The sequence below is a fragment of the Clostridium lentum genome, from assembly GCF_014287815.1.
GTDB classification, from domain to species: Bacteria; Bacillota; Clostridia; order Clostridiales; family Clostridiaceae; genus Clostridium; species Clostridium lentum.
The window spans coordinates 69,160-88,661 of sequence record NZ_JACOOQ010000006.1 but is presented as its reverse complement, the minus strand read 5'-3'; the positions used below and the strand labels follow the sequence as shown (position 1 = coordinate 88,661).

Below are 19,502 nucleotides of genomic sequence, written 5' to 3'. Positions count from 1 at the left end.
TATAGAGAAAGTAAAAATTTATAAAGACCAATGAAATAAAGAAAACAATACTTTTTAAAAATTGAAAAAAATGGAAATATAACTTATAATATAATCAAGTTATTTTTATAACAATTAGTCTAATTTATAAAATACTTGCCACAGGAAAATAAAATAACATAAAAGTTAGGGGGATTAATTTATGGAAAGTATTAAATATTATGATTTAACATTATCTCAGGATGTCATGTATTTTGCTTTAAAATACTCACCAAAAAAGAATATAGTAAACATAGGAACAGCCTTATGGATTGAAGAAGAAGTTAACGTTGATTTATTAGAACAGGCAATATATAAAACAATTTGGAGGGTAGATGCATTAAGGCTTAGATTAAAAAAGATAGATGGAGTAATTAAGCAATATGTATCCACAGAAGAACCTAAAAAAGTAAATATAGTAGATTTTACTAATTTATCTAAAAAGCAAATTGATGATAAGCTTACTGGTTGGACAGGAACATCATTTAAATATAAAAATGCAGAGTTATATGATATTACTATAATTAAAGCTAAAAACAACTTAACTGGTATTTATGTAAAGGTTAATCATGTAGCAATGGATGCATGGGGATTAACTGTTTTTATAAAGGATGTTATGGATGTATATGCAGCTATGATAGATAATAAAGAATTGCCAGAAGCACCAGCACCATTTATTCCATTAATTGAAGCTGATTTGGCATACAAAAACTCAAAAAGATTTAATAGAGATGAAGAGTTTTGGAAGGAATATTTTAATAAAGTACCTAATTATGCAACAATAGATGAAAATTATCTTGGTAAAAAATATAGAGCTACATCTTTAAGGTTTAAATCTAAATTAAAAGTAATAACTTTAGAAAGAGAAAAGGTAGAAAAGATAACATCATTTTGTAAAGAAAATAGACTTTCACCACAAAGTGTATTTTTATTAGGAAGTCAATTATATTTCTATAAGCTAAATAATACTGATGAATCCTTAGTAAATAATGTTCTTGCAAGGAGAAGTGGGGCTGCAGCCAAGAAAGCTGGAGGTATGTTGATTAATATTCTAGAATTAGTTGTTAAATGTCCACATGATTTATCTTTCCTTGATGCATGTAATAAGATAATGATAGATCAAGCTAAATTATTTAGACATGGAGATTATCCTTATCAACAAGTTATGGATTATCTTCAAAAAAAAGTAGGAATAAGGTCTGGAAACTTTACTGATTTATCTTTTACTTACCAAGCAGCTAAAGTAGGAAGTGAAAATATGCTTAAAGCAAGAGTACAAAACTACAGTAATGGTAGTTCTGGAATTCCAGTATATCTAACTATTATAGATGTTTTAGGAACTGGAAATTTGGATTTTATGTTTGAATATAATTTAGCAATGGCCAGTGAAGAAATTGTAGATAAGCTTTATGATCAGATGATTAAGAGTATTGAGATAGGTATAGCCTCACCTAATAAGACCTTAAGAGAAATAATAAGTGAAATATAATTTTTAGTATTAGAGGAGGATTTAATATTGGTTGAAAGGAAGTATTATGATTTAACTCCATCACAAAAACTAATGTATTTTGCATTAAAATTCATACCTGAAAAAAACGTTGTTAATATTGGTACTGCAGTTTGGTTTCATGAGAATATTGATTGTGAATTATTAAAAGCTGCAGCTTATAAAGCTATATGGCGAATGGATGCCTTAAGGCTTAGACTTAAAAAGGTTAAAGGCCAAATAAAACAATATGTTTCAGAAGAAGAACCTAAAGAAATAAAAATTGAAGACTACTCAAATTATTCAAAGGATCATATAGATGAAATTTTAGAAAAATGGACAAGTACTGCATTTAAATATAATGATAAGGAATTATATGATGTAGTTATTATAAAGGGTCCAGAAGATTTAACTGGAATATATATGAAGGTAAATCATGTTATTATGGATGCATGGGGATTAACAGTATATGCAAAAGATGTTATTAATGTTTATTTAGCTATGAAAGATGGAAAGAAACTTCCAGAAGAGCCAGCGAAATTTATACCTCTAATTGAAAAAGATTTAGATTATATGAATTCTAAAAGGATGCAAAGAGATTATGAGTTTATTAAGAAAAAATGGAAAGACCCAGCGGTTTTTGCATCAGTGGAACCTAAATATGTAGGAAAAAAATATAGACCTAATAATATAAGATATAAAGGCAAACAGAAAGTAATGTCATTAGATAAGAGTATTGTAGCAAAAATAAATGAATATTGTAGAGAAAATAGAATATCTCAGCAAACATTATTTATTTTAGGAAGCCAGATATACTTTTATAAGCTAAATAATACTGATAAGTCAATGGTGAATTCTGTATTAGCAAGAAGATCCTCTATGGATAGAAAAAAAGCTGGAGGAATGATGGTGAATAACTTACAACTTAAGGTAGAATGCCCATATGGAGTATCTTTTAAAGAAGCATGTGAAAAGCTAACAAAAGAGCAGTTTGAATTATACAGGCATGGAGATTTTCCATATCAACTTGCACATGATTATGTATTAAAACAAGCAGGAATTAAATCAGGGCTTCTTACAGACTTTACGATAACTTACCAGCCAGCAAAGATATTTACAGACAATAGGATAAAAGCTAAAGTACAAAATTATTTTAATGGAAGTTCATCAATGAATTTATATCTAACAATAATGGACACTTTAGATTCAGGTGAATTAGATTTCATGTTCCAATATAAAGTTGCTGTAGTAAGTGATGAAATAGTTGATGAGCTATATAGAGTGATGATTAAAGCAGTAGAAATTGGAATTGAATCTTCTAATAAGACTATTGGTGAAATAATTGATGAGATTTATGCATAGGTTTTATTAATGTAGAATTTAATAAGATATTATGTGGTTGGTATAAAGGGGGATAAATAAAGTGATAGAGGTCTTTGGAGAATGCCTAGAAACCATTAGGGATATTATTAATAATTCTAGTAATAAGTATAAAGATAAAATTGCTATTAGAGAAAAGAAAAATAAGAAAATAGTAAGTTATACTTATGGACAGTTAAGAGATGATGTTTATGCTTTGGGGACAAAACTCATAGATATGGGGTTAAAAGATAAGCATATAGCTATAGTAGGGGGAAATAGTTATAGCTGGATTGTTTCATATCTTGCAATTATAACAGGAGTTGGAGTAGCAGTGCCTCTTGATAAGGAGTTAGACTCAGAACAAATAAGTAAACTAGTAGATAAAGGTGAGGCATCAGCGTTATTATTTTCAAAAGGATTTTTATCTAGTATAGATGAAATGGTGGAAAATAGTAAGTTAGAATTTGCAGCATGCTTAAGTGATATAGATAAGTATAAAGATGTACAAACTTTAATAAATGAAGGTAGAGAATTGATAAATGAAGGTAATACAGTATATGAAAACTCTACTGTAAATGTTAATGAGTTAAATGTTATTATGTTTACATCTGGAACAACTGGATTTAACAAAGGTGTAATGATAAGTCAAAATAATTTATTGGTGAATATTGAACAATCATGTAAGGCTTTTGGAATTTATCACAATACTGTGGCAGTATTACCATTTCATCATATATATGAGAATGTTTGTGGTATGATGGCTCCAATAGCTATGGGGATGAATATTTTTATTAATGATAGTTTGAAATATTTATCTAAAAATTTAAAATTAGTGAAACCAGAAATGGAAGTAATGGTACCATTATTTTTAGAAACTATGGAAAAAAGTATAAGAGTCGAATTAAAAAGAATGAATGTGGAAAAGGTTTTTGAAAATAGTATAAAAGTTAGTAATTTCTTATTGAAATCTGGTATAGATTTAAGAAGGCTATTATTTAGAAAAGTGCATGCTAACTTTGGTGGTAAATTAAAAGCAATTGTATGTGGAGGGGCAGCACTTAAGCCAGAACTTATAACTTTCTTTGGCGATATAGGAATAACTATTCACAATGGATATGGAATAACAGAATGCACTCCATTAATCAGTGTAAATTTAAATAAAAAAGGAGATCATTTTTCAGTAGGAAAAATATTTTCCAGTTGTGAAGTGAAAATTGATAATAAAAATGAAGAAGGAATTGGTGAAATATTAGTTAAAGGTCCAAATGTAATGATAGGATATTACAAAGATGATGAAAGTAATGAAAAATCATTTACTAATGGATGGTTTAGAACAGGTGATTATGGAAGCATAGACGCTGATAAAAATCTTGTTATTTGTGGAAGAAAGAAAAATTTAATTGTTTTAAGTAACGGTAAAAATGTACACCCTGAAGAGTTAGAAGGATATATATATGAAATGATGCCGTATGTTAAAGAATCACTTGTTTATATAGATAAGAATAAAAAAGGTAGTGAAGTTATCAGCACATATGTATATTTAGATCAAGATTTTTCTTCAGGTAAAAGTTTAGAAGAGTTAGAGTCAATCTTAAAAGAAGACTTGAAAAAGGTAAATAAAAAATTGCCAAGCTTTAAAAAAATACAGCATATATATATAAAAGAAGAAGAGTTTGAAAAAAATAGTTCTAAAAAAATAATAAGACAAAAGTTCTTAGAGGAGGTAAGTCAAATTGGATAAGAAAGTAATAGAAATAATGGCAAATTATTTAGGGTTAAAGGAAGAAGAAATAACATCAGATATGGATTTAATGGATGATTTAAACATAAACTCATATGACATAATGAGTATCGTAGGTAAATTTGAGGATGAGTTTGATATCGAAATTCCAGATGAAGATATAAGAAATTTTAGAACAGTTAAAGATGTATTAAGCTACATCAATGAACAAAATTGATTCAATGTTTTATAGCTAAATGTAATGATATAAAATTACAAAGATATTATAGCAAGGAATTATTAAGATATTCAATAAAAAGCGTCTTTAAAGTAGAAATAGAGGATGAAGCTGTAATGAGAAATCAATATGGCAAACCCTCTTTTAAAAACAATGAGCATATAAAATTTAATATAAGCCATTGTGATGGACTTATTGCTTGTGCTGTAGGTTTGGAAGAAATAGGAGTAGATGTTGAAAATATTAGAAGCTTTGATGACTATGTAGTAAGAAGAGTGTGTAATAAGAAGGAAATAAATTCAATATATAACTCTGATGATAGTGAAAAAACTTTTTTCACATATTGGACTATGAAAGAAAGTTTAGGCAAGGCTTTAGGAGTAGGATTACACTATCCCATAAAGGAAAATGAGTTTATACAAAATGGTGATGAATATTTATGTAATTACAAAGGATTGAAAATTAAAAATTACCAAATAGATAATAAGTTTATTTTATCTATTTGTACAGATAAAAATGAAGAAATTATACTAAGGGGGGTTAATTTAGATGGAAGATAATTTTATAGAATTTAAGGATGTTTATAAAAGGTATCAAATGGGTGAAGTTACTATAGCTGCAGCCAATGGAGTTAACTTTCATGTTAAACCAGGAGAATTTGTAGTTATAGTAGGGCCTAGTGGTGCTGGAAAAAGTACAATTCTTAATATGTTAGGTGGTATTGACCAAAATGATGATGGGCAAATAATCATTGGTGGAAAAGATTTAAGTGCCATGAATAACAAAGAGCTTACTTTGTATAGACGTTATGATATAGGATTTGTATTTCAATTTTATAATCTAATACAAAACCTTACAGCTAAAGAAAATGTTGAAATAGCATCTCAAATTTGTAAAGAACCAATGGATGCAGAAGAAGCATTAAGAAGTGTAGGCCTTGAAGATCGTATGGATAATTTCCCTTCTCAATTATCAGGAGGGGAGCAACAACGTGTTGCCATTGCTCGTGCTTTAGCAAAAAGACCAAAACTTCTTCTATGTGATGAACCTACAGGAGCATTGGATTATCAGACAGGAAAGAACATCTTAAAGCTTTTACAGGAAACATGTAGAAAAGAAAATATGACTGTAGTACTAGTAACACATAATCAAGCTATTACGCCAATGGCTGATAGAGTTATAAGAGTTAAAAATAGTAAGGTAGAATCTATGGTTATTAATAAAAAATTAACCTCCATTGATGATATTGAGTGGTAATGGGGGCGGAGTTTTATGACAAGTGGTTTAAAAAAGGTCTTCATAAGACAAATAAAAGATACTAAAAGCAGATTTATTTCAATATTACTTATTGTAGCTTTAGGGGTAGGTTTTTTTGTGGGAGTTAAAGCTGCAAGTCCAAGTATGAAATATTCAGCAAATAAATTTTTTGAAGCAAATAATTTGATGGATTATAAAATTATGTCAGACTATGGTTTTCAAGATGATGATATTAGATCATTAGAAGAACTTAAAGGTGTTATGCAAGTAATGCCTTCTTATTCAGCAGACTTATTAGTTAATACTGGTGGTGCAAATAATGTAGTTAGGGTACAAGCTGTGCCTGAAAGCTCTTATGGAAAGCAGCCTATTAATGAACTAAATGTGGTAGAAGGAAGATTGCCAGAAAAATCAGGTGAATGTGTAGTTGAAAGTAATTCTAATACATCAGTTAAATATGAAATAGGAGATACCATAGAACTTCTTTCTCCTAGCGATGATAAGGAAATAACTGACGTAGTAAAGACTTCGACCTTTAAGGTTGTAGGATTTATCGAAAGTCCTCAATATATTGCTTTTGATAAAGGGATAACACAAGTTGGTGATGGATCAATCTTAAATTATATGATGATTTCTGCTGATGATTTTGCATATAGCCGATATACAGAAGTATTTTTATGTGTAAATACACCTAAAAAATATGAATCAAGCTTTGAAGATGACTATAAATCATATATTGCAGACTATTCTTCAAAATTATCAAGTCTTGGTGTAGACAGAGTAGAAGTAAATAAAGAAGCAATACTTACGCAAGCTCAGAAGCAAATAGATGCAGCAAGAAAAGAAATTGATTTTCAAAAAGCAGATGCTCAAGCAGATTTAGATGATGGGAAGAAGCAAATTCAGGAAGCAGAAGCTACGATAGCTGAAAAAGAACAAGAAATTACTGATGGAGAAGCACAAATAAAGGCTTCAGAAGAGCAGTTAGCTGCCTCAGAAGCACAAGTTGCTGATGGATGGAATCAAATAGTTGCTGGAGAAGAACAACTTAATGAAGGAATAAATGAATATAATGCTGGAGTAGATCAATATAATGCAGCATATTTTGAATATATGGCACAAAGAGAGGCTGGAGAAGCACAATTAAATCAAGCACAAGCTCAATTAGATACTTATGGGCCATTAATTAGTGGCTTACAGTCAATAATAGATAATGGTGGAGTTTTATCATCAGTACTTCAATCTCAATTTGATTCGTATATAACTCAGTATAATGATGCTGTTGCACAAGTTGATGCTGGAAGACAGATGATAGCAGATGCTGACTATCAAATTGCTGCAGCCAAAGAACAATTAGATTCATCAGCAGCACAAATTCAGGCAGCTCAAAATGAAATTAATATTCAAAAAGATAACTTGACTGCTGCGGAACAGCAGATTGCAGATGGAAAAGTACAATTAGAACAGTCTAAGGTGCAAATTGTAGAAGGGAAAGTTCAAATTGAAGAAGCAAAGAAACAGCTAGCAGATTCAAAGGCTCAATTAGAAGAAGGACAAAAAGAGTTTGACACTCAATTTACTTTAGCTGAAGATGAATTAAATCAAAAATCAAATGATTTAAAAAATATTTCCAATGGTAAGTGGTATATATTTACTAGAGATGATAATCCAGGGTATACTTCTTTTGCAGAAGATGCTACTCGTATTAATGGTATAGCTAGTGTGTTCCCATTATTTTTCTTCATAGTAGCAGCACTTGTATGTCTTACAACAATGACGAGAATGGTTGAGGAAGAAAGAACACAGATAGGTACATTTAAGGCATTAGGATATGAAAATAAGACTATAGCAGCTAAGTACTTTTTTTATGCATTTTTAGCAGCAATAACAGGAAGTATTTTAGGAATAGTGGTTGGACTATTAATTTTACCTAAGACAATATTCCACTCTTATGATGCAATGTATAAATTACCTATATTTGCAGTTAAAATAAGTATACCAGTTATAATTATAGCAGTTGTATGTGCTTTGCTTTGCACTTGTACAGTTGCATATTTAGTAGCTTATAGAGAACTAAAACTAAATCCTGCAACTTTAATGAGACCTAAAGCTCCAAAGCAAGGAAAGCGTATATTATTAGAAAAGATACCATTTATATGGAATAAAATGAATTTTTCATCAAAGGTAACTACAAGAAATATCTTTAGATATAAAGCTAGATTTATCATGACTGTTTTAGGAGTGGCTGGTTGTACTGCACTAATACTTGCAGCATATGGTTTAAAGGATTCTATTTCTGTAGTTGTTCCTAAACAATATGGTGAGATATTTACGTATGATACTATGATGAACTTAAAATATGAAGGTACTTTAGATGAAAAGAAAAGTCTTAAAGATGCCATTGATATAGATAAGCGTGTTAAATCATCAATGATGATTAAACAAAGCTTGATGAATGGATCGAAGGCAAATGATGATAAAGAAGTACAGATAAGATTATTTGTACCAGAATCATTAGATAAATTTAAGGACTATGTACATTTATTAGATAAGGACTCTGAAAGTGATATTGAGCTTACCGATGATAATGTGGTAATAACAGAAAAGCTAGCCAAACTTTTAAATCTTTCTGTAGGAGATACTATAACTGTAGGAGATGATGCTGGAATAACTGTTGATTTAAAAATATCTAGTATAGTAGAAAATTATGTATATAATTACGTATATTTATCTAGAAAGATGTATGAAGAAAAGTTTGGGGAAGATTTAAAGCTTAATACAGCTTTATTAAAGCTTACTAAAGATGGTAAAGCTCATGAAGATGAAGTTGCTAAGGATTGGTTAAAGAAAAATGATATTTTAGTTGTTACTTCAACTTCTTATGTAATATCAAGTTTTGAAGATATAATATCAAGTTTGAATTCAGTAGTAGTGCTTATGATTATTTGTGCAGCAGCATTAGCATTTGTTGTTTTATATAATTTAACAAATATAAATGTAGCTGAAAGAATGAGAGAAATTGCTACAATAAAGGTGTTAGGATTTACTGAAAAAGAATCTGCCAATTATGTATATAGAGAAAATATCGTTTTATCGGTAATAGGTATTGCAGTAGGATTAGTAATGGGTATTTTCCTAAGCAATTATATAGTTTCTACCATTGAAATGGATATAGTTATGTTTGGTAGATCTATTCATGGTATAAGCTTTATATATGCAGCAGCATTTACTTTAGTATTTACTTTACTTGTTAATGTATCTATGTATGGAAAACTTAATAATATAAGCATGGTTGAATCTTTAAAATCAGTTGAATAATAAGAAAACGGGGCTGAATAGCTCCGTTTTATTTTGTGGTATTAGTTTGCAAAATTTTTCTAATTTGCTGATGTTGATTTAATAGGTACAACATTTAGATATTCATCACTAAATGAATTGTAGATAGCATTAATACCTTTTTCAAAATCTTCATTTTCAATACCAATTAAGATATTGATTTCACTAGAACCTTGATCAATCATTCTCACATTTATATCAGCTTGTGATAAAGCATCAAATATTTTTACAGCAACACCTTTTTTATTGGCCATGCCAGCACCAACAGTTGCAATAAGAGCCATATTAGGATGAACTACTATAGAATCTGGGTTACAAGAACGCTGAATTTCATCTACAAGAATTTCAAGCTTGTTCTTAAGTTCAGAATCTGATATGACCACGCATACTGAATCTATACCTGAAGGCATATTTTCAAAAGAAACATTATTTTGCTCAAGGATAGAAAGCACTTTTCTACAGAAACCAAGTTCTGTATTCATCATAGCTTTTTCGATAGAAATAACAGTAAAGTTTTTTTTACCAGCTATACCAGTAAGCGTTTTATTAGAGGAATTTTCCCTAGAACTTATAATAAATGTTCCACTGTCTTCAGGAGCATTGGTATTTTTTATGTTTATAGGTATTCCAGCATTTCTCACAGGAAAAACAGCTTCTTCATGTAATACAGATGCCCCCATATATGATAATTCGCGTAGCTCTCTATATGTTATTTCTTTAATTTGCATGGGATGATCAACGATTTTGGGATCTGCCATAAGAAATCCTGATACATCTGTCCAATTTTCATATAAATCAGCGTTAATATTAGCAGCCACTAATGCACCAGTGACATCGGATCCTCCTCTTGAAAAAGTAACAATATTACCTTCAGGGTCAGAACCATAAAAACCAGGAATAACAGCTTTTTCAGATTTAGACAAAGCATCTTTAAGTTTAAGTTCAGTGGCCTTATTATCTAAAGTACCATATCTATTAAATTTGATAACATCTTTAGCATCTATAAAGTCTATACCTAAATATTCAGCAAGTATTAATCCATTTAAGTATTCGCCACGACTTGCAGCATAATCTTTAGAAGCCCCATTTTCTAAATCTTCTTTTACAATATTTAAATAATTCTGGATGTTTAAATCTATATTTAATTCTTCAACTATGCTTTCATATCTTTCACTAATAAGTTTAAATACATCATCTAGAGGTATACCAGATTGTATATGACCATGGCAAAGATATAAGACATCTGTAATTTTAAAATCTTTTGAATGTCTTTTTCCAGGTGCAGATGGAACAATGAATTTTCTAGCTTCATCTGCAAAAAATATATTTTTTACTTTCTTAAACTGATTGGCATCAGATAAAGAACTTCCACCAAACTTTGTTACAATTGTTTTCATATTAATAGCCCCCAATAGAATTATTATTTGTAATAATAATATAATATTAGAAATATTTTACATAAATGTTGTATATTTTGCAAATAATTTTATATGATTTTTACTTTGTATAAGAAAGGAACATTAGTGAAAAATAAAAAAATAATAAAAGTATGAAAAAAATGATATTAGTATAAAAATAAATTCAATATTTTAGTAGTTATTTAAAAAAATAACTTATTAATATTATAGTGATAATTAGAAGATTGTAGTTTTTCTAATGAATGTATATAATATTAATAAGAAATTGGACAAGATTAACATTTTACTGACTATGAGGACATAATTTATTGTCTTTTTTGAAAACAAAGGGGGGCATTATATGCATTATTCAAAAGAAGATATTTTAGCAATGGTAGAAGAAAATGGCGTTAAGTTTATAAGACTTCAATTTACAGATATATTAGGGACTCTTAAAAATGTGGCCATCACTGACAGACAACTTGAAAAGGCATTAAATAATCATTGTATGTTTGATGGATCATCAATTAATGGTTTTGTAAGAGTTGAAGAATCAGATATGTATTTAAGACCTGATTTAGATACATTTGTAATTTTTCCTTGGAGACCGCAACAGGGGAAAGTGGCTAGATTAATTTGCGATGTATATATGCCTGATGGAACTCCTTTTGAAGGAGATCCTAGATATATACTAAAAAAAGTAATTAATAAAGCAAAAGATATGGGATATACAATGAATGTAGGGCCAGAGTGTGAGTTCTTTTTATTTGAAGTTGATAATGATGGTAATCCAACCTTAAAAACTAATGATAAAGGAAGTTATTTTGATTTAGGACCTATAGATTTAGGTGAAAATGCCAGAAGGGATATGACTCTTGCTTTAGAAGATATGGGATTTGAAATTGAAACTTCACATCATGAAGTGGCTGCAGGACAAAATGAAATAGATTTTAAGTATGCTGATGCATTAGTTACAGCAGATAATATTGCTACATTTAAATATGTAGTTAAGTCAATTGCTCAAAGACATGGGTTATATGCAACTTTCATGCCCAAACCATTACATGGAGTTAATGGATCAGGAATGCATATAAATATTTCACTGATTAAAGATGGGAAAAATGCTTTTCATAATGAAGAGGATGAATTAGGTTTAAGTTCAGTGGCATATAATTTCATAGCTGGTGTGCTTAAGCATATTAAAGAGATTTGTCCAATAACAAATCCTTTAGTAAATTCATATAAGAGATTGGTGCCGGACTATGAAGCTCCAGTATACATTGCATGGTCAGCTAAAAATAGAAGTCCACTTATAAGGGTTCCATCAGCCAGAGAAGAGGGAACTAGGATAGAACTTAGATCTCCAGATCCTAGCTCAAATCCATATCTTGTCTTAGCATGTCTTTTATTAGCAGGATTAGAAGGTATTAAATACAATTTAGAACCACCTAAATGCATTGATAAAAATATTTTTGATCTAAATAGAGAAGAAAGAAAGAGAGAAAATATAGAAAGTTTACCTGAAAGCTTACATGAAGCAGTTGCATATATGCAAAAAAGTGATCTTGTGAAAGAAGCTTTAGGAAAAAACACCTTTGAATATTACATTAGGGCCAAGGAGGTTGAGTGGGATAATTATAGAACACAGGTACACCAGTGGGAAATAACTAGTTATCTTTCAAAATACTAGGTCATAAAGGTGGGGTATGAAATGAATGATCAAAGGGGAGTAATTGTGGCACTTCAGAATCTAGATACAGCAGAAAAAATTGGCTCACTGATAATTGAAGCAGGATACAGAGTTTTAGCTACATGCAACTCAGGGCATGATCTAATCAGAAAATGTATAGCTTTGGACCCTGAAATTGTAATTATTGGCTATAAGCTAAATGATATGACAATTTTGGATGTATATAATACATTAGCTGATAATTGTAGTTTTTTGGCAATAGTAAATGAGACATATAGATCATTTGTACAGGAACAAACAGATATATTTTGTATAACCAATCCTATTTCTAAGGGAATTTTAATAAGTTCTTTAAATTTAATATGCCAAAGTAATAAGAAAGTGTCTAAATTGAGAGAAAAAGTAAATAAATTAGAAACCACCATGGAAGAACGAAAAATAATTGAAAGAGCTAAGGGAATTTTAATGGAGCGTGAAAATTTAACGGAAAGGGAAGCCTTTAGGATTATCCAAAAAAATAGTATGGATACAGGTAGTAAGATGATTGATGTTGCAAGCAATATTATCATTCAGTACTCTTTATAAATAAATTCAAATATTTTTTAATTAAGGGTTCCTACAGGAGCCCTTAATTCTTAAATTTTTTTAAGAATTAAATTTTAATGAACTGTTGCAATTTTGTCACAAAAGCATAGTATAATTATAGTGAAATTATTTATAACTAAGTTATATAAATTAACGGGGAGAGATAAAGGGATGGAAAAATTTCTTGTTGATAGGATAGATAGAACTGTAGATAATTACAGATTAGCTAAAGAGTATTTAAAAAATGATGGTGATATATTAAATCACTTTGCATCACTGGTTTTTTCTCATTATGAAAGAGAGATACCAATAAATAGAATAAAGGAAATTAGGAAAGAAATTAAAGCTGTTACACCAAGAATGTCACCCTTTAGAGGAGATATATTATATATAATATCATTGTTGATTGCGACAACAGATAAGGATATGCAACAAGAAATAATAGAAAATATGTTTAGTGCTATGGAAAAACTTGAGGAAAATGGTTTTAGACCATGTAGCCATTTAGTGCTGACAGCATATGTTATAGGAAGATATGGCAATTCAAGGAAACAAGATGATATAGTGTACAAGCTAAAGGAATCATATATTTTATTAAAAGAAAAGTATAATAATATTACTAATGAAGATGATTATTTATTATGTGCACTATGGAGTATTAATAATATAGAAGTGGAAGTAGTAAATGATTTTATAGAAAATGTTTATGATCATGTGGCTGATTATAATATAAGAACTAAAAATGGTGTTCAAGGGCTATCAAATGCCATGATTTTAAATGGATCATCAGGTCACATGTATAGAAATATGGAATTTTTGTTACAATTACAAAAGAGAGATATAAAGATAGCCAATCAATTTTTACCTTTAGTAGGAGTGTTGTCTAACACAAATCCTAGAAGAACTGTAGATTTAGTTGAAGGTGTCATAGAAGACTTATGTGATAAGGAAGCTGAATATGAATTTTATTTAGATAAGGGCTTTAGAACAATAATTGCAGTAGTAATAGTATCTTTTTGTACTATAAGTGATAAGAGAAGATATATAGATGAACTTTTAGCCCATGGAGTAATATCTTTTATTAATAGTAAGAATAAGGGTATATTTGAAGAAGCTTTAAGTTAAGGTGGTAATAATGCATAGAATAATTTTACATGTAGATATGGATGCTTTTTTTGCTTCTGTGGAGCAGTTAGATAATCCACAGCTTAGAGGTAAGCCGGTAATAGTAGGAGGAGTAAGTGAACGGGGAGTTGTTTCAACATGTTCATATGAAGCAAGAAAGTTTGGTGTAAAATCTGCAATGCCAGTCTTTATGGCCCAGAGGTTATGTCCAAAGGGACATTTTGTTAGGGTAAGATATCATAGATATAAAGAAATATCCAATAAGATATTTGCTATTTTTAGAGAGGTGACACAGCTTGTGGAGCCTCTTTCTATTGATGAGGCATATTTAGATGTGACTAATAGCAGATTTTTAAGTGGTATGGAAGCTGCAATATATATTAAGAGTAGAGTTTTAAAGGAAATTGGTTTAACATTATCCATAGGAATATCTTATAATAAATTTTTAGCAAAATTAGCATCAGACTGGAATAAGCCTAATGGTATAAAAGTCATAGATAAGGATATGATACCAAAAATATTATTACCACTATCTATTTCTAAAATACATGGACTAGGAAAAAAATCGGTACAAAGATTAAACAATATGGGTATATATATTATTAAGGATTTATATCCATTAAATAAGGAGTTCTTTTTAGAATATTTAGGAAAGAGTGGTTTAGATATTTATGAGAGAATAAGAGGAATTGATAAGAGGATTGTGGAAGTTAATAGAGATAGAAAATCCTATGGAAGAGAAACCACATTGAAGTTTGATACTGATGAAATAGAGGAGTTAGAACCTTATATTCAGGGATTTTGTAAGGAGCTTGCGGCAATATTGGTAAGGCAGAATATCTATATAAAGACAATAACAGTAAAATATAAGACCATTGTTTTTGAGAATCATACAAGAAGCAGGACTTTAAATACATACACTAATAATTATCAGATTATTTATAAAACAGCCATGGATATTTTACATGAAGAGAAATTGGAAAACCGCATCCGCTTAATAGGAGTTACATTATCAAGTATTAGGGAAGAAGATGTACAGCAATTAACACTATTTTAATAATAAGTTTATTTACTAAAAGAAAAATAAAAAAATAAACCTCCGCTTATAAAATAATTTACTAAAAAAAAAATTTGAGAATATTAATATAGTATAGAGCTATGTAAGGAGGGACTGCTTTAGAAAAGCTTAAGGCTTTTCAAGTGGAATAGTATATGAAAAGAGAGTTAACTCCAAATGAAATTAAATTTGATATATCAATAGATAAAAATATAGAAAAGTCAAATAATGTATCAGAATATGAAGAGGCTTTTGCTAAGATAAAGAGAGCATTAAAGATTACAAAGGAAGGATACAATTTATATTTAGTAGATTCATTTTCAAAAAAGAAGCTTAAAGAGTTAATTAATTTCATTGAAGATGAATATAAGGAGTTAGAGCCACCTAAAGACATATGTTATGTAACCTTGGAAGACGAAAATAAGCCTGAAGCTATTTTTGTTGCTAATGGCAAAGGAAAAAAACTAAAGGAGACAGTTAGTAATATAAAAAAGTCGTATTTAGATGTAATAGATGACTTTTATAGCGATTCCACTAATGATGAAAAAGATTTTTTGGTGGAAGAAGTGGAAAATAAGAGGAATGATTATCTTAATGAGCTGATTAAGATGGCTAAAGATGAGGGATTTGAAGTGAAAGCCACCAGTAAAGGGTTTGCTTTTTTACCTTTAAATAATGAAGAAGAAACCATGACAGAAAAGGAATATGATAATTTAGAAGATAATCACAAGGATATAATTGTAAGCAAAGCTGGAAATCTAAAAAAGAGAGCAGAAACTATTTTAGAAGAACTACGAGATATTGAGTTAAAATCTATTAGGCGTTTAAAAAAACTTTATACAAAGTTCTTATCAAATAAGATGGAAGAGCTTAAAGATGATGCTTTGCTTGAATTTATTACTGATGATGATTCTTATGAGTATCTTGAAAGGTTATTTACATGCATTGAAGAAGATATAGTTGAGTGCTATACCATGAGTATTGAAGATGACGAAAATGAAATATATAGAATTTTAAATAAATATGATGTGAAAGTAATTGTGGATAATAGTAACAATTTTGTACCACCTGTGATTTATGAGGAAGATCCTAATTTAAATAATCTTATAGGAACTGTAGAATATGAAAATCATAATGGAATGTATGTAACCAATATATCATTAATAAGTGCAGGAGCAGTTCTAAAAGCTAATGAAGGTTGTCTTATTCTAAGACTAAATTCTTTAATAATGAATTCTCTTAGTTATTATTATCTCAAAAAGATACTGTTATCAAATAAAGTAACTATAGATTCAAATAAGAATCTTGTGGAATTCATAAATATAAATGGTTTAAAGCCAAAGCCTATTCCAATAAAAGTTAAAGTTATATTGATAGGCGATTATGATTCATATGATATATTGTATAATTCAGATGAAGATTTTAGAAAATTATTTCCTCTAAGAACGGAAATTCCAGATATAGTTGAAATAACTGAAGGATCAATTAATACATTAAAAGATAGAATAAATCAGAAGGTGAAACAAGAAGAAATCTTGAAAATTAATGAAGATGCAGTTAGTGAGATAATAAAGTATTTATGTAGAAAGGCTAGTAGCAGAGAGAATATTTTAATAGAAGATTATACTCTAGATAAGCTTTTGCAACTTACAGATATATATGTAAAAGAAAAAGGTGATTATGTTATTACCAAGGAAGATGTAATGAAGATTGCTTACGAAGAAGAATTTATTGAAAAAGAATTTATTAAGATGTATAAGAAGGGGAAAATACTTATAACCTTAACTGGTGAAAAAGTTGGTTCAGTTAATGGACTTGCTGTATTGGATACCGGTTACTATTCTTTTGGTAGACCAATTCGGATAACTTGTGTGGCATATAGGGGTACTGGTCGTATTGTAGATATACAAAAGGAAAGTAATTTAAGTGGCAAAATTCATGAAAAATCCATCAGCATACTTCGTGGATTATTAAGCAGTTTATTAAATGCTTATGAGAGCATTCCAGTTGATTTTCACGTAAGCTTTGAACAGACTTATGGCATAGTGGATGGAGATAGTGCATCAATAGCAGAAATAATTACTTTATTATCAGCATTATCTAAATATAAGGTAAAGCAAAATATAGCTGTAACAGGATCTGTAAATCAATTTGGAGAAGTACAGGCTATTGGAGGCGTTAGCGAAAAGATAGAGGGATTCTATAAGGTGTGTAAAATAATGGATACTATAGAAAATAAGGGAGTTTTAATTCCTGCTTCCAATAGAGATGAACTTATTATCTTGCCAGAAGTTGAAGAAGCTATAATTAATAATAAATTCCACATATACACAATGGAAAATTTAAATGATGCAATAGAAGTTTTAATGCTTGATGAAGGACAAACTTTAGAAATGTTTTATGAAGATATAAAGAAGGAACTTAAAAAGTATAGTGCTAAATAAAATAAGGATAGAACCTATATGGAAACTAATTATGATAGTTTTATTATAAGGTTCTATTTTTATTTTTTATTTACATTGACTACAAAACAGAAAATATGTTAAATTAAACTTATGGTAAAAAAAGTAAATAAAAGAAGGGGAGGATACTCTATTCGTTAGAGCAGTACAATATGGATATAAAATTTTCAAATGTAGACGGATTTTTAATTATTGAGCTAATTGGAGAACTGGATCATCATAGTGCAGAAGAGGTAAGGGTTAAGATAGATGATAGAATTGATAGAGATAATATTAAGAAAGTTATATTAAATTTCAGAAATGTAACCTTTATGGATAGTTCTGGAATTGGTGTAGTTATAGGAAGATATAGAAAGCTCAAAAATAAAGCTGGACATATATCAGTGGTAGAAATAAATAAAAGAGTCGATAAAGTTTTTGCTTTATCTGGATTATATAAGATCATTAAAGCGTATAAAAATGTCCAGGAAGCTATGGAAAGTATGTAATGGAGGGAAATATAATGTTAGATAATAAGATAAGTATAGAATTTCAAAGTTTATCACAAAATGAAGGTTTTGCCAGAGTTGCTATATCTGCATTTATAGCACAACTTGATCCAACTATAGATGAAATGGCAGATGTGAAGACAGCAGTATCAGAAGCTGTTACAAATTCTATAATTCATGGTTATGAAAATAAAAAAGATGGAATAATACGAATAGAAGCTTGTATTTCTGGAAATAATGTAATTATAAAGGTAATAGACTATGGCAAAGGTATAATCGATGTTGAAAAGGTAATGGAACCATTATATACATCAAGGCCAGATTTAGAAAGGTCAGGTATGGGATTTACAGTGATGGATACTTTTATGGATACTTTACAAGTTACTAGTGAAGAAGGAAAAGGAACAACAGTTATTATGTCAAAAAAATTTAATTAAAATGGTTAGGGAAGGTATTATGAATAGTAAAGGTTTAAAAAATGAATATAGTTATTCAAGTAATTCGGAACTATTACCACTTGCGAAAGCAGGTGATATAGAAGCTATGAATAAATTAATAGAAATAAATCTTCCGTTGGTATCATCAATAAGCAAAAAGTTTATTAATAGAGGATACGATTATGAAGATATATTTCAAATAGGATCCATAGGATTGGTAAAAGCAATAAAGAATTTTGATGTAAAATTTAATGTTAAGTTTTCCACATATGCAGTCCCTATGATTATGGGGGAAATAAAAAGATTTTTAAGAGATGATGGAATAATTAAAGTTAGCAGAAATGTCAAAAACATTGCAAGAAAAATACATTTTGATAGGGAAGCGTTGTCTAAAGAGTTAAATCGTGAGCCTACGATTGAAGAATTATCACAGTATTCAGGGTTTAATAAAGAAGATATAGTACTTGCTATGGAATCTTCAGCAAATCTTCAGTATCTATATGATACTATTCATCAAGATGATGGATCACCAGTGTTGTTAATAGACAAGATAAGTGAAGTTAATATTGAAGACAATAGTGTGGTAGATAGAATTGCTTTAAAAGATGTACTTCAAAACTTAGATAGCAAATCAAGACAAATTATTATGCTTCGCTATTTTAAAGATAAGACGCAGGTGCAAGTGGCTAAGATGCTTGGAATAAGTCAGGTTCAAGTATCGAGAATCGAAAAGAAAGTGCTCTTAGAAATGAGGAAACAATTAGAAGAATTATAGTAAACGAAAGAAGGATAAAAATGAATACGATTTATTAATGAGCAGTTATAACAATTTTAATGTTGTAGC

Annotated in this window: 16 protein-coding genes; 15 read left to right on the top strand and 1 reads right to left on the bottom strand. The window is 29.4% G+C overall.

Annotation, left to right across the window (positions count from 1 at the left end; genetic code table 11):
• Window positions 1-181 precede the first annotated feature (181 nt).
• From H8R92_RS05160 to H8R92_RS05130, 7 genes are all read left to right on the top strand, one after another.
• On the top strand, window positions 182-1,507 hold the full coding sequence (locus tag H8R92_RS05160; RefSeq protein WP_186834882.1) for a condensation domain-containing protein: 1,326 nt from the start codon (window positions 182-184) through the stop codon (window positions 1,505-1,507).
• 27 nt (window positions 1,508-1,534) lie between these two features.
• Window positions 1,535-2,866: a condensation domain-containing protein gene (locus H8R92_RS05155; protein WP_186834881.1), complete on the top strand. Its 1,332-nt coding sequence runs from the start codon at window positions 1,535-1,537 to the stop codon at window positions 2,864-2,866.
• A 61-nt stretch (window positions 2,867-2,927) separates the two neighbouring features.
• The gene (locus H8R92_RS05150) at window positions 2,928-4,607 is read left to right on the top strand and encodes an AMP-binding protein (protein ID WP_186834880.1); all 1,680 of its coding nucleotides are present in this window, start codon (window positions 2,928-2,930) and stop codon (window positions 4,605-4,607) included.
• Window positions 4,600-4,824, top strand: coding sequence for an acyl carrier protein (locus H8R92_RS05145; RefSeq protein WP_022167151.1), 225 nt, complete (start codon window positions 4,600-4,602; stop codon window positions 4,822-4,824). Before H8R92_RS05150 ends, H8R92_RS05145 begins: the two co-directional genes overlap by 8 nt.
• Window positions 4,821-5,384: a 4'-phosphopantetheinyl transferase family protein gene (locus H8R92_RS05140; protein ID WP_022212532.1), complete on the top strand. Its 564-nt coding sequence runs from the start codon at window positions 4,821-4,823 to the stop codon at window positions 5,382-5,384. Before H8R92_RS05145 ends, H8R92_RS05140 begins: the two co-directional genes overlap by 4 nt.
• Window positions 5,374-6,081, top strand: a complete 708-nt coding sequence (locus H8R92_RS05135; protein WP_022167153.1) for an ABC transporter ATP-binding protein — start codon at window positions 5,374-5,376, stop codon at window positions 6,079-6,081. The genes H8R92_RS05140 and H8R92_RS05135 overlap by 11 nt, the downstream gene beginning before the upstream one ends.
• A gap of 15 nt (window positions 6,082-6,096) precedes the next feature.
• A complete protein-coding gene (locus H8R92_RS05130; RefSeq protein WP_186834879.1) occupies window positions 6,097-9,399 on the top strand; it encodes an FtsX-like permease family protein in 3,303 nt (1,100 codons plus the stop codon).
• 59 nt (window positions 9,400-9,458) lie between these two features.
• Here the strand turns inward: H8R92_RS05130 and H8R92_RS05125 are convergent, their stop codons facing one another.
• The gene (locus H8R92_RS05125; RefSeq protein ID WP_186834878.1) at window positions 9,459-10,814 is read right to left on the bottom strand and encodes an aspartate kinase; all 1,356 of its coding nucleotides are present in this window, start codon (window positions 10,812-10,814) and stop codon (window positions 9,459-9,461) included.
• Between the two features lie 361 nt (window positions 10,815-11,175).
• On the opposite strand from H8R92_RS05125, the gene glnA reads away from it, so the two are divergent.
• The 8 genes from glnA (at window position 11,176) to sigF (ending at window position 19,433) form a co-directional block, all read left to right on the top strand.
• The gene (gene glnA, locus H8R92_RS05120) at window positions 11,176-12,504 is read left to right on the top strand and encodes a type I glutamate--ammonia ligase (protein ID WP_186834877.1); all 1,329 of its coding nucleotides are present in this window, start codon (window positions 11,176-11,178) and stop codon (window positions 12,502-12,504) included.
• A 21-nt stretch (window positions 12,505-12,525) separates the two neighbouring features.
• Window positions 12,526-13,089, top strand: coding sequence for an ANTAR domain-containing response regulator (locus H8R92_RS05115; protein WP_186834876.1), 564 nt, complete (start codon window positions 12,526-12,528; stop codon window positions 13,087-13,089).
• Between the two features lie 171 nt (window positions 13,090-13,260).
• Window positions 13,261-14,214: a DUF4003 family protein gene (locus H8R92_RS05110; RefSeq protein WP_186834875.1), complete on the top strand. Its 954-nt coding sequence runs from the start codon at window positions 13,261-13,263 to the stop codon at window positions 14,212-14,214.
• Between the two features lie 10 nt (window positions 14,215-14,224).
• Complete coding sequence (locus H8R92_RS05105) at window positions 14,225-15,271, top strand: DNA polymerase IV (protein ID WP_022212526.1); 1,047 nt, start codon at window positions 14,225-14,227, stop codon at window positions 15,269-15,271.
• Window positions 15,272-15,426: 155 nt separating this feature from the next.
• A complete protein-coding gene (locus H8R92_RS05100; RefSeq protein WP_022212525.1) occupies window positions 15,427-17,715 on the top strand; it encodes an AAA family ATPase in 2,289 nt (762 codons plus the stop codon).
• A gap of 170 nt (window positions 17,716-17,885) precedes the next feature.
• Window positions 17,886-18,221, top strand: coding sequence for an anti-sigma F factor antagonist (gene spoIIAA / locus H8R92_RS05095; protein ID WP_022212524.1), 336 nt, complete (start codon window positions 17,886-17,888; stop codon window positions 18,219-18,221).
• Window positions 18,222-18,235: 14 nt separating this feature from the next.
• Window positions 18,236-18,658 carry an anti-sigma F factor gene (spoIIAB, locus tag H8R92_RS05090; RefSeq protein WP_022212523.1) on the top strand — a complete coding sequence of 141 codons (423 nt, stop codon included), beginning with the start codon at window positions 18,236-18,238 and terminating at the stop codon, window positions 18,656-18,658.
• A gap of 19 nt (window positions 18,659-18,677) precedes the next feature.
• Window positions 18,678-19,433 (top strand): RNA polymerase sporulation sigma factor SigF, encoded by a 756-nt coding sequence (sigF, locus tag H8R92_RS05085; RefSeq protein ID WP_022212522.1) that lies wholly within the window; start codon window positions 18,678-18,680, stop codon window positions 19,431-19,433.
• Window positions 19,434-19,502: the final 69 nt, after the last annotated feature.